Source organism: Streptomyces paludis, assembly GCF_003344965.1.
Classification (GTDB): domain Bacteria; phylum Actinomycetota; class Actinomycetes; order Streptomycetales; family Streptomycetaceae; genus Streptomyces; species Streptomyces paludis.
This window is the reverse complement of sequence record NZ_CP031194.1, coordinates 404624-417276: the sequence shown is the minus strand read 5'-3', so window position 1 is coordinate 417276 and position 12653 is coordinate 404624. Positions and strand designations below refer to the sequence as shown.

At 72.5% G+C, this 12653-nt stretch carries 8 protein-coding genes; 6 read left to right on the top strand and 2 right to left on the bottom strand.

Annotation, left to right across the window (positions count from 1 at the left end; translation table 11 throughout):
* Positions 1-33: 33 nt before the first annotated feature.
* Together DVK44_RS01765 and DVK44_RS01760 are read right to left on the bottom strand one after the other, a co-directional pair.
* Positions 34-1260 carry a cytochrome P450 gene (locus DVK44_RS01765; RefSeq protein WP_228446949.1) on the bottom strand — a complete coding sequence of 409 codons (1227 nt, stop codon included), beginning with the start codon at positions 1258-1260 and terminating at the stop codon, positions 34-36.
* Positions 1257-2558, bottom strand: a complete 1302-nt coding sequence (locus DVK44_RS01760) for a glycosyltransferase (RefSeq protein WP_114657985.1) — start codon at positions 2556-2558, stop codon at positions 1257-1259. The genes DVK44_RS01765 and DVK44_RS01760 overlap by 4 nt, the downstream gene beginning before the upstream one ends.
* 380 nt (positions 2559-2938) lie before the next feature.
* On the opposite strand from DVK44_RS01760, the gene DVK44_RS01755 reads away from it, so the two are divergent.
* The 6 genes from DVK44_RS01755 to DVK44_RS01730 all read left to right on the top strand — a co-directional run bounded on the left by DVK44_RS01755 (position 2939) and on the right by DVK44_RS01730 (position 12646).
* Positions 2939-4498 carry a flavin monoamine oxidase family protein gene (locus DVK44_RS01755; protein ID WP_114657984.1) on the top strand — a complete coding sequence of 520 codons (1560 nt, stop codon included), beginning with the start codon at positions 2939-2941 and terminating at the stop codon, positions 4496-4498.
* On the top strand, positions 4495-7827 hold the full coding sequence (locus DVK44_RS01750; RefSeq protein WP_114664838.1) for a ferritin-like domain-containing protein: 3333 nt from the start codon (positions 4495-4497) through the stop codon (positions 7825-7827). Before DVK44_RS01755 ends, DVK44_RS01750 begins: the two co-directional genes overlap by 4 nt.
* Positions 7828-7859: 32 nt before the next feature.
* A complete protein-coding gene (locus tag DVK44_RS01745) occupies positions 7860-9116 on the top strand; it encodes a cytochrome P450 (protein WP_114657983.1) in 1257 nt (418 codons plus the stop codon).
* Positions 9117-9181: 65 nt separating this feature from the next.
* Positions 9182-10009 (top strand): methyltransferase domain-containing protein, encoded by an 828-nt coding sequence (locus tag DVK44_RS01740; protein ID WP_114657982.1) that lies wholly within the window; start codon positions 9182-9184, stop codon positions 10007-10009.
* Between the two features lie 73 nt (positions 10010-10082).
* Positions 10083-11633: an NDP-hexose 2,3-dehydratase family protein gene (locus DVK44_RS01735; RefSeq protein WP_114657981.1), complete on the top strand. Its 1551-nt coding sequence runs from the start codon at positions 10083-10085 to the stop codon at positions 11631-11633.
* On the top strand, positions 11630-12646 hold the full coding sequence (locus DVK44_RS01730; protein ID WP_181957380.1) for an NAD-dependent epimerase/dehydratase family protein: 1017 nt from the start codon (positions 11630-11632) through the stop codon (positions 12644-12646). Before DVK44_RS01735 ends, DVK44_RS01730 begins: the two co-directional genes overlap by 4 nt.
* Positions 12647-12653 lie beyond the last annotated feature (7 nt).

Below are 12653 nucleotides of genomic sequence, written 5' to 3'. Positions count from 1 at the left end.
CTTTACGGCGTCACACTCCCGCCGCCCTCCTCATCAGGTCAGTGTGGCGGGCAGAACACTCATCCGGCGGATCATCCACTCCGACTCCCAGCCGACGGCGGTGTCCTCGCTCAGCCGCGCCCGGGGGAAGCGGCGCAGAAAACCGCGCACCGCGATCTGCGCCTCCAGCCGGACCAGCGAAGCACCGATGCAGTAGTGCATACCGAGACCGAAGGTGAGATGCCCCTGCCCCTGCCGGTCCGCGGCGAAGCTGTCGGCCTCCTCGCCCGGTTCACGGTTCGCCGCCGCGATGCTGACCTGCACCGGAGCGCCCCTGGGGATCAGATAGCCGCCGAGATCGATATCGGCGGTGGCGAAGCGCCAGGTCGGGTGCGGAAACGGCGGGTGCACCCGGAGGGTCTCCTCGACCCACGCCCGGATGTCGTCGTCGGTACGCGGACGCTCCTCCGCCGGGCGCCGCAGGGCCTCGTACAGCGACGCGGAAATCAGACTGCCGGTCGTCTCGTAACCGGTGATGATCATCCCTAGGGTCCAGACGATGACCTCGCCCTCGGTGACCGCCGCGTCCGGCCCGTCGGAGGAGGCCAGCAGCCCCGTGATCACCCCGTCCCGCAGCGGCGCCGGGTCGCGTACCCAGCCCTCGGCCGCCCCGTACAGCGCGCCGACCGCCTCGGTGCGCGCCGGGTAGTCGGAGGAGTAGAGCATGATGTCGGTGATGGCGCGCAGTTGCCGCTCCGCCTCCGGCGGCAGGCCGAGCATCTCGGAGATGAAGGCGAGCGGGATCCGGTGGGTGTAGGCCGTCACCACATTGACCTCGCCGGACACACCGGAGTGGGACCGCTCCAGCTCGTCCAGGAAGCCGTCGACCTTGACACTGACCCGCGCGCCCCACTGCTCGGTGTTGCGCGGGCTCAGCACCGGCGCGTGCATCCGCCGGATCCGCGCGTGGTGCTCGCCGTCGCTCATGATCATGGCGCGGGCGTACTCCGGGTCCGGCTGCGATCCCACCATCAGGCCCGGCCTGCGCATCCAGTCGGGAACGAGGCTGACGTCCTTGGCCAGTTGGGGGTGGGTGAGCGCGGCCCGTACCAGCTCCGGATCGCACACGACCCAGGCGTGGTGGCCGAGATAGGGGATCCGGACGACCGGCGCCACCCGCGCCGCCGCCAGCAGCTCCGGCATGCAGTCGAAGGGCCCCGGGTCCGTCGGCATGGCCGTCTCGGGGGGGTGCGCCAGGCCGGTCTTCGTCGTGACGTTCACCGTGCGATACCTCCGGTGGGGATCTGGCCCTGGAAATCGGCCATGGACTCGATGAGTTCGGCGGCCCGTCGCGGGGCGTCGAGGCTCCGGTGCTCCCGCGCCAGCGCGCGTGCCCGCAGCCGGTAGCGCTCGTCGTTCAGTACGGTGGTCACCGCGCCGCGCAGCCGGGACTCCGACACGGCCCGCCGGCCGAGGACAAGCCCGGCCCCGGCCCACTTGACCCGCGCCGCCACATCCGGGTTCTCCTCCGAGCCCGGCGCGACGACCAGCGGCACCCCCTGGGCGAGCGCCGCGTTGACACCGTTGTAGCCCCCGTTCGTCACCATCACATCCACGTGCGGCAGCAGATGGTGGTACGGGACGAACCGCTCCAGCCGCACATTGGCCGGCAGCGGACGCAGCCGGCCGACGTCGAGGGTGCTTCCGGTGGTGACCACGACGAGGACATCGCTGTCGGCCAGCGCCCGGACGGCCGGCACGAGCAGCCGGCCGACATCGTTGGCCGTGGTGCCCTGCGTGATCAGCACCACCGGCCGGCCGCCCAGCAACTCCGGCCACCAGAGCGGCGGTTCGAAGTCCTCCGGGGGAAGCCCGAGCAGCCCGCCCACGAAGTGGGTGCCCGGGAGCAGATCGCTGCGGGGGAACTCGAAGGACGGCACGGTGCCCATCAGATAGAGGGCCGGCGGGCGCGCGATGTTCTCCATGGCGCTGGTCCCGAGCCGGTCCAGTCCCACCAGCGCCCGGGTCCGGTCGGCCTCCCGGCGCAGACCCCGCAGCACCACCCGGTCCCCGGCGCACCGCAGCAGCGCGTTGCGCACCCGGCCCAGCCGCGAGGCGCCGGGACCCAGCCCCCGGCCGAGCGGGGCGGTGTCCCGACTGCCCAGGATGTAGACCGAGTTGCTCAGCCAGGCCAGCGGGATTCCGGTGCGCTCGGCGGCGAAGCAGGCGCCGTAACACATGTCGTCGGCGAGCAGACAGTCCGCCGGAAACCGTTCGAGCACGGCCAGCAGGTCGGCCAGTTGGTCCGGCGCGGTCCGGTAGAAGATGTCCCGGACCCCGACCGTGAAACTGGCGATCCCGGTCAGCCCGGCGTGCGCGGGGAACGCCTCCTCCCGGCTCAGCCCGCCGAAGTCCAGTGCGGCGTCCATGGGTTCGAAGCGCGCCCCGGCCTGCTCCACCCGTTGCTGGAAGGCGCGACCGGTGTACCACCGCACCTCATGCCCGCGCCGGGTCAGCTCACGTGCGACGTCCAGCATGCTGACGATATGTCCAGGGGCCGGTGTGGTCGCGATCAGCACGCGCGTCAACGTCGCCTCCTCGTCCTCCGGTTGCCGTCCGGTTGCCGTCCGTCTGCCGTGGGACCCGGTCACCGTTCCTCCGTGTCACCCGGTCACGCACGCCAGCATCGCCCCGTACCGCCCTCCTCGCCCCGGTGCGCGGAAAACCCCACGCGTTCACGCGGTACGGCGCCCTCCCGGCACCCCGGACGGGCCGGCGGGCCGCCCCGTGAACCGTCCGTGTCCCCGTCCGCCGGGGGATACGGGGGCGCCGTCCCCGCGCACAGAATTGCCGGTAGGCCAACTTCCGGCGTCGCCCTTTCCGGGACCGGGACAAGACGCGGGCGTTCATCCAGCACATGTTCCCGGCCTTGGACATCGCGTACTGGAGGCAATCCGTGATGGCACCCTTACAGGAGATCGACGGGCCGGGCGGCACCATCCGCGGACCGAAGAAGGTCACCGTCATCGGCGCCGGCATCGCCGGTCTGGTCGCGGCCTACGAGCTGGAGCGCCTCGGACACCACGTCCAGATCATCGAGGGAAGCCGCGAGATCGGCGGACGCATCCACACCCACCGGTTTCCCGGCGACACCGCCGCCGGCGGTGGGGGAGGCGGCGGTGGTGGTGACGGTGGCGGCGGCAGGACCGGGCCGTTCGCCGAACTGGGCGCGATGCGGATCCCCGCCGGACACCGGCTGACCATGCACTACATCGCGGAACTCGGCCTCCAGAACCAAGTGCGGGAATTCCGGACGCTGTTCTCCGACGACGCCGCCTATCTGCCCGGTGCCACCGGATACCTCCGGGTGCGCGACGCGCACGAGACCCTCGTCGACGAGTTCGCCGCCGGGCTGCCGAACCGCCACTACCGGGACAGCACACTGCTGTTCGGCGCCTGGCTCGACGCCAGCATCCGCGCCATCGCACCCCGGCAGTTCTACGACGGACTGCACGACGAGATCGGCGTGGAGCTGCTGGACCTCGTCGATCACATCGACCTGACCCCCTACCGGTGCGGCAGCGCCCGTAACCGTATCGACCTGCACGCCTTCTTCGCCGACCACCCCCAGGTGCGGTCGTTCTGCCCGCCGCGCCTCGAACGCTTCCTCGACGATGTGCTGGACGAGACCAGCTCCACCATCGTGCGGCTGCGCGACGGGATGGACGCGCTGCCCCGGCGGCTCGCCTCGCGGATCCGGGGGGAGATCGTGACCGGGCAGGAGGTGGTGGGCATCGACGTCCGGGACGACGCGGTGATCCTGCGGATCCGGCAGGGTGTCAGGACCCTCACCCGGATCTGCGACTACGTGGTGTGCACCATTCCGTTCACGGTGCTCCGGCGGATGCGGCTGACCGGCTTCGACCAGGACAAGCTGGACATCGTCCATCAGACGAAGTACTGGGCGGCGACGAAGATCGCCTTCCACTGCCGCGAGGCGTTCTGGGAGAAGGACGGGATCAGCGGGGGCGCCTCCTTCACCGGCGGGCATGTGCGGCAGACGTACTACCCGCCCGCCGACGGCGATCCGGCGCTCGGCGCGGTGCTCCTCGCGAGCTACAGCATCGGGCCGGACGCCGATGTGCTCAGCCGGCTGAGCGAGGCCGAGCGGAACGAGGTGGTCACCCGGGAGCTGAGTGTGATGCACCCCGAACTGCGCAGGCCCGGAATGGTGCTGGGGATGGCGGGCCGCGACTGGGGCACCCACCGCTGGTCCTGGGGGGCCGCCACCGTCCGCTGGAACCAGGAGGCGGCCCTGCGCGAGGCGGAGCGGCGGGAGGCGGCCCGGCCGCAGCGGGGGCTCTCCTTCGCCGGTGAGCACTGCTCGTCGAAGCCCGCGTGGATCGAGGGCGCGATCGAGTCGGCGATCGACGCCGCGCACGAGATCGAGTGGTACGCGCCGAGGGCGAGCCGGGTGTTCGCCACCACCCGGCCGAGCCGCTCGGAGGAGTCGGCGTGAGCGTCTTCGACGTGCCCCGGCTGCACTTCCGCGGTGTGGCGACGACCCATCTGCCCACCGGCCCGCGGTCCGGCCTGGTCGATCTGGCGACGAACACGGCGCTCACCGCCGACGGGCAGCCCTTCCCGGCACACCGCCCGCCCGGCGAGTACCACGACTACCTCGAACAGCTGGGGCCGCGCCGCGACCGTACGGGGGCACCCACGCCCGACGGGCCCTTCAGCGCGGCCAAGGGCGACGACTTCGCGGGCAACGGGCACTTCGCGGTGGACGCGCGGATCGTCGGTGTCGAGGTGCGCGCGGGTGACATCGACACCGCCGACCCGGTGGTGGGCCGCGGTGTCGACATGTGGGGGCACTACAACGAGTACCTCGCCACCACGGTCAACCGGGCGCGCGTCTTCGACGTCGATCCGTCGTGCGACGGGACCACGACGCTCATGGTCGGACAGTTCTGCTTCGGACGCGACGGCCGCTCCCACGACGTCGGATACATGGCCACCGGGGCCGTCCACGGCTTCCAGCCGCCGCGGTGGCACGACACCGGGTGTACGCGTGACACCGGTGATGACGCCGGTGACCGGTGGCCGGTGAGGCGGCCGTACCGGTCCGTGGTCCACCAGTTCGTGACCGAGCGCGAGGAGCTGACCTGGCTCGACGGGGCCGCCGACTCACCGGCCGTACGGCGGCTGCGCGCGACGGCGGACGACGGGCAATCCGGCGGCCTGGTAGTGCAGTTCGCGCTGAGCCACCCGTCCGCCCCGGAGGCTCCCGACCGGCCGGGCCGGTGGCGGCTGCACGGGACGATCGCGCCCTGGCGCCCGTACGAGCCGCGTACGTACCCGGCGGGCCGCCTGCTCGTCCCGGACCGGCGCGCGCCCGGGACCTCGTACGGCCGAACACACGAAGGGCTGCACCACCTCACCGTCGAGCTGACGGACGAACACGCCACCCTCAACATGATCACCGCGATCCTCGGCCCCGGCCCGGCGCGGACCGACCTCGGCGATCTCGAACTGCGCACGGCGGACAGCGGCCGGCTGGTGGCCCGGGTGCCCCGGCAGGCGTATCTGGGGGAGGCGTACGTCCTGGCCGGCGGCCTGGTGACCGTCCCCATCGAGCTGCCGGCGAGCGCGGCGGCCGGGGAGGCACTGCACCTGGTGGGCACCGGCCCCGGCGGACCGGTGACGTACCTGCGCGAGAAGGAGATCAATGTCCAGGCCGACGACGCGTGCCTCTTCCTGGAGCACCCCCGGGACCCGGAGGACGCGGACCACGACATCGAGGTACGCGTACGGTCCTTCGTACGGGGCCGGCCCCGCGCCGTCGAAGGGATCGGCGTACGGCAGTTCTTCAACCCCCGGGCCCTCCCGCGCCATCCGGCCGCGCGCTCCCCCGAGGCGCGGTGCTCCGACCTCGACATCGTCCGGCTGCGCGCGGGCCGGCGGGACGGCTCCGGGACCTGGGCGAGCGCCTGCGCCCTGGACACGGACGGTACGGGACAGGGGTGGTTCACCCTGCGGGGCGGGGCGGCCGGCACCAGCCGCGTGCTGCTGTCCACCGGCGCCGCCGACCTGCCCTGCGACCCGGACCTCCCCGGCTCCGCCGCCCTCGGGCACGACCACGACGACGCGCTCGGCTACTGGTCCGGCGCCGGGTATCTGTCGGTGCGGGTGCTGCCGGACGACTGGCGGCTGGCCGGTGCCGGGAGCGGCTGCGAGGAGGCGACGTTCGACCTCGTGTACACGGAGGTCTTCGCGTACTACGAGCACCTGTACTCCTTCATGAACGCGGAGGTCTTCAGCCTGGCCGACCGGTGCAAGGTGGAGACGTACGCGAAGCTGATCTGGCAGATGTGCGATCCGCGCAACAAGGCCAAGACGTACTACATGCCACCGACCCGGGACCTCTCCGCGCCGAAGGCACAGCTCCTGCTGGCGTATCTGCGCCACCAACAGCGGCCGGACGAGGTCCTCCTGCCGGTGCCCGCCACCGCCCGCCGCACCGGGCGGATCACCACCCGCGGCCGTCTCGTCGCGACCCTGCGCGAGGCCGCCGCGATCGAACTCGCCGTCATGCTCCAGTACTTGTACGCGGCCTACTCGGTGCCCACCCATGGCGCGGGAGCGGAGTACGTACGGCGGGGCGCGTGGACGGACCGGCAGCTCCAACTCGCCTGCGGGGACGGCGGGGAGAGCCTCGACGAGGGCATCCGCGGCATGCTGCTGACCGTCGCCCGCGAGGAGATGATCCACTTCCTGCTGGTCAACAACATCATCACCGCCCTCGGTGAACCGTTCCATGTGCGCCGGATCGACTTCGGCACGGTCAACCACGAGCTGCCGGTGCCACTGGACTTCTCGCTGGAGCGGCTGGGACCCGGCAGTGTCGACCGGTTCGTCCGGATCGAACGGCCGGCGCATCTCGTCGGTGACGTACGGCGGGGGGAGCCGTCGGGGGCACCCGTGGCGGCCGAGGCGGCATCCGGGACCTCCGGCGGTCGGCATCTCTACGCCTCGCTGAGCGAGCTGTACGCGGAGATCCGGGAGGGCCTGGAGCGCGTCCCGGACCTGTTCCTGGTGGCGAAGGGCAGGGGAGGCGGGGAACACCATCTCTTCCTGCGGGAGTCGGTCAACCGGCGCCACCCCGACTACCAGTTGGAGGTGGACGACCTGCCCAGCGCGCTCTTCGCGATCGACGTCATCACCGAGCAGGGCGAGGGAGGGGTGCTCAACCCGGACCCGCGCGTTGCCGACAACACGCACACCGAGGAGTCCCACTACACCTCGTTCCTGCGGATCTCCGATCTCCTCCACGACGCCCCCACCGCCCCCACCACTCACCCGCACCCGGTCCGCGAGCGGTGGAATCCGGCCTACCCCGTCGTACGGAACCCGACCCTCGGGCAGGGAAACCCGGCCATGGAGACCGTCACCGATCCCGACGCCCGGTCGGTCATGGAGCTGTTCAACCGCTCGTACTTCATGGCCCTCCAGCTCATGGCCCAGCACTTCGGGGAGCGCCCGGACGGGAGCCTGCGGCGCTCCGACCTGATGAACGCGGCCATCGACATGATGACCGGCCTGATGCGCCCCCTGGCGGAGCTGCTGGTGACCCTCCCCTCGGGGCGCCGGGGCTCGACCGCCGGGCCGTCGTTCGAACTGACCGAGCGGCCCGCGCCGGTGGCCCGCCCGGACGTGGCGCGACGCGGTATCGCGCTGCGCCTCGACCACCTCGCCGCCGCCTGCCGCAAACACCCCCTGGTCCCCGCCCATGTGGCGGAGATGAGCACGTTCTGGGCCGGCCACTTCCGCCCGCCGAACCGATAGGGCGCCCCCCACCACCGACCGAAGGAGACCGCATGCCCTCCGCGACGCTGCCGCGGTTCGACCTCAACGGCTGGGACCGGGCGGACATCGCCCACCCGTACCCGGTGTACCGCCGCTACCGGGACGCCGCGCCCGTGCACCGCGGGGCATCGGGCCCCGGCCGGCCGGAGACCTTCTACGTCTTCTCCTACGACGACACCGTCCGCGTGCTGTCCCACGCGCGGTTCGGCCGGGACGCGCGGGTGGCGTCCGGCAACCCCGGGACGGTGCCCGTACCGGTGCCCGCCGAGTACCGGGCCCTGCGGGCCATCGTGGAGAACTGGCTGGTGTTCCTGGACCCGCCGCACCACACCGAACTGCGCTCCCTGCTCGGTACGGAGTTCTCGCCGTCGGTCGTCGCCGGGCTGCGTCCGCGGATCACCGAGATCGCGCACGGGCTGCTGGAGCGGCTCGAGCGCCGCCGGGAGGCGGACCTCGTGGAGGGCTTCGCCGCGCCCTTCCCCATCCTCGTGATCTCCGAACTGCTCGGCATCCCGCAGGAGCACCACGCGTGGCTCCGCGCCAACGCGGTGGCCCTCCAGGAGGCCAGCACCTCCCGGTCGCGGGGTGGCCGTGACGGTTACGCACGGGCCGAGGCGGCCTCCCGGGAGTTCGCCGGCTACTTCCGGCGGGAGGTGCGGCTGCGGCGCGGGGAGGACCGCGGCGACCTGCTGACCCTCCTCGTACGCGCCCGGAACAGCGGGGCGCCGCTGAGCGTGGACGGCATCGTGGGCACCTGTGTCCATCTGCTCACCGCCGGCCACGAGACCACCACCAACTTCCTCGCGAAGGCGGTGCTGGCGCTACGGGCCCACCCCCCGGCCCTGGACGAGCTGCGCGCCACACCCGAACTGACACCGGGGGCGGTCGAGGAACTGCTGCGCCACGACCCGCCGGTGCAGGCGGTGACGCGCTGGGCGTACGAGGACACCCGGCTCGGCGGGCACGACGTGCCGCGCGGCAGCCGGGTGGTCGCCCTGCTGGGCTCGGCCAACCGGGACCCCGCGCGCTTCCCGCACCCCGATGTCCTGGACGTACGACGCCCCGCCGACCGGCATCTGGGCTTCGGCCTCGGCATCCACTACTGCCTCGGCGCCACACTGGCCCGCGCCGAGGCCGAGATCGGCCTCAGGGCGCTGCTGGACGGCCTTCCCGGGCTCGGCCTCGGCGGCCAACAGGTCGACTACGCCGACGACATGGTCTTCCACGGGCCGGCGCGTCTCGTACTCACCCTGTCCGACCACCCATGACCCCGGCCGACGCGCCAACACACCGACACACCGACACACCGGCACCGTACGAGAAGAAGGCACCCATGACGCAGCAGTCCGACACCACCGCCGGCTCCGTCGGTCAGGTGTACGACCGGTTCGCAGACGCCGGCACCACGACCGCGCTGGGCGGCAATATCCACGTGGGCTACTGGGACGGCGAGCACGATGTCCCGATCACCGAGGCCACCGACCGCCTCACCGACCTCGTCGCGGCCCACCTCGTACCCCGGCCGGGGCAGCGTCTGCTGGACGTGGGCTGCGGCAACGGCGTCCCGGCCCTGCGTATCGCGGAGGCGTACGACGTCCACGTGGCCGGGATCGGAGTGAGCCGCCAGGAGCTGGACCGGGCGGCGGACCGGGCGAAGCGGTCGGCCGCCCGTGGCCGGGTCGCCTTCCGGTTCGCGGACGCCCTGGATCTCCCCTTCGCCGACGCCTCCTTCGACGGCGCCTGGGCGATCGAATCGCTGCTGCATCTGTCCGACCAGACCACCGCCCTGGCCGAGATCCGCCGCGTCGTCCGCCCGGGCGGCCGGCTGGTCGTCGCCGACCTGTGCAGTCGGCGGCCGTTCACCGGCGCCGACAGCACGCTGCTGGACGACATGCTGCGCATGTACCGGATTGCCGGGATCAACACGCCCGACGAGCACCGTGCCCGGCTCACCGAATCGGGCTGGCGGCTGCGGGAGTTGACGGACATCGGGGAGCAGGTCCGGGCCAGTTACGGGCATGCCGCGGTCGCCTTCCGGGAACTCGCCGCCTCCCTCGACACCGCGGCGGCGCGGCAGATCACCGCGGCGGCCGACCTGATGGAGGCATTCGGGAAGCACCCGCACACCGGCTATGTCCTGATCACCGCGGAGCGGCCCTGACCCGGCACACGCGAAGACCCGGACACAAGCACAGACGCAGACGCAAGCACCGACACAGACAGGGAGTTCCCCGATGTCGTCCAGTCTCGTCCCACCGCCCGCCCCGGCGGCCCGCGCCGCCCCCGCGCCGCCCAGCGCCGTACGGCCGCGACACGACCGCGAACAGGCCGACCGTATCGCCCTGTCGGCCGCGACCCGCCGGGGTGCGCGGCTGCCGACCGAGGACGTCCGGGGCTGGCTGGCCGAGCGCCGCCGGGCCCATGTCTTCCACGTGGAACGCGTCCCGTTCGCGGAGCTGGACGAGTGGCGGTTCGAGAGCGACACCGGCAATCTCGTGCATCGCAGCGGGCGGTTCTTCACCGTCGAGGGCATGCAGGTGGTGGAGCGCGACCGCCCCCATGGCGACGGCCCCCACCGGGAGTGGCAGCAGCCGGTCATCCGGCAGCCCGAGGTGGGCATCCTGGGCATCCTGGCCAAGGAGCTGGACGGGGTGCTGCACTTCCTGATGCAGGCCAAGATGGAGCCCGGGACCCCCAATCTGCTCCAGCTCTCACCCACCGTGCAGGCCACCCGCAGCAACTACACCAGGGCCCACCGGGGCACGGACGTCAAGCTCATCGACTGCTTCTTCCGGCCCGACCGCGAGCGGGTCATCGTCGATGTCCTCCAGTCGGAACAGGGCTCGTGGTTCTTCCACAAGTCCAATCGCAACATGATTGTCGAGACCCTGGACGAGGTGCCCGAGCTGGACGACTTCTGCTGGCTCACCCTCGGCCAGATCGCCGAACTGCTGCACGCGGACGACCTGATCAACATGAACGCCAGGACCGTACTGTCCTGTCTGCCGTACCGGGACGCGGCGCCCGGCGCGCTGCTCTCCGACCTCCAGTTCCTGTCGTGGTTCACCGGCGAGCGCTCCCGCCACGACATGCGCGCCCAGTGCATCCCGCTCGCCTCCGTACGCGGCTGGCGCCGGGGTGTCGCGACGATCGAGCACGAGGAGGGCCGCTACTTCAAGGTCGTCGCCGTCTCCGTACGGGCCGGCAACCGTGAAGTGGTGCGCTGGACACAGCCGTTGATCGAACCTGTCGGACTGGGGGTGGCGGCGTTCCTGGTGCGCGAGGTCGGCGGTGTGCCGCATGTGCTGGTGCAGGCCCGTGCCGAGGGCGGCTGTCTGGATACGGTCGAGCTGGCCCCGACCGTCCAGTGCACGCCCGGCAACTACGCCCATATGCCCGCGGCGGACCGCCCGCCCTTCCTCGACGCCGTCCTGGGCGCCCCCTCGTCGCGCATCCGTTACGAGGCCGTCCACTCCGAGGAGGGCGGACGCTTCCTGAACGCCAGAAGCCGCTACCTCGTCGTGGACGTGGACAGGGACGAGGACGCGGACAGGGACGTGGACGCGGACAGGGGCGCCGACCCGGACCCGCGCGGGGCCCTGGACATCGCCGCCGCGCTCGACCCTCCCCCCGGCTACACCTGGGTCACCCCCGCCCAGCTCACCGCCCTCACCCGGCACGGCCACTATCTCAACGTCGAGGCCCGCACCCTGCTGGCCTGCCTCAACGCCGTGGCGACACGGACCCGGGCGCCCAGGGGCCCCCGGGAGAGGGACGCGGCGTGAAGCGCGCACCGGCGGCCCCGGCCCCCGAGCCGCTGATCACGGTGCTCGGCGCCTCGGGTTTCGTGGGCTCGGCCGTCGTCCGCGCGCTCGCGCGCCGTCCGGTCCGGCTGCGGCTGGTGGCGCGCAGACCTGCCGTACCGGCACCCGGCCCGGCCGGGACCACCGTCGTCACCGCCGATCTCACCGACCGGACGGCGCTCGCCGAGGCGGTCGCCGGATCGGACGCAGTGGTCCATCTGCTCCTGGGGGACGGCGGCTGGCGGGCCGCCGAGAGCGACCCGGGCGCCGAGCGGGTGAACGTGGGGGTACTGCGGGACCTCGTCGACCTGCTGCGGCCTGCCGTCCCCGGCGCGCCGCCCCCGCTGGTGGTGTACGGCGGCGCCGCCTCACAGGTCGGCGCGCCACCGCGGGAGCCGCTCGACGGCGGCGAGCCCGACCACCCCGAAACCGCCTACGACCGGCAGAAGTTGACCGCGGAACGCCTCCTGATGGCAGCCACCGCCGACGGCCGGGTGCGCGGCATCAGCCTCCGGCTGCCCACGGTGTACGGCGAGGGCGCGGCGTCCGGCGCGACCGACCGCGGTGTGGTGTCCGCCATGGCCCGCCGGGCGCTCGCGGGCGACGCGCTCACCATGTGGCACGACGGCACCGTACGGCGCGATCTCGTCCATGTCGACGATGTCGCGGCGGCGTTCACCGCCGCGCTCGACCGGCCGGCCCCCCTGGTGGGCGGCCACTGGCTGATCGGCGCGGGCCGGGGCGACGCGCTCGGCGACGTTTTCCGGCTCGTCGCCCGTGCCGTGTCCGGCCACACGGGCCGGCCCCCGGTTCCGGTGGTGTCCGTGGAACCGCCGTCACACGCGCCCGTGACGGACTTCCGCAGTGTGACCATCGACTCCTCCGCGTTCCGGGCGGCCACCGGCTGGCACCCCCGGACCACGCTGCCCGAAGGGGTGGACCGCACCGTCGCCGCCCTGGCGCGGCAGCTGCGCGAAGAGGCGAAGTGCCGGTGAATCCAAC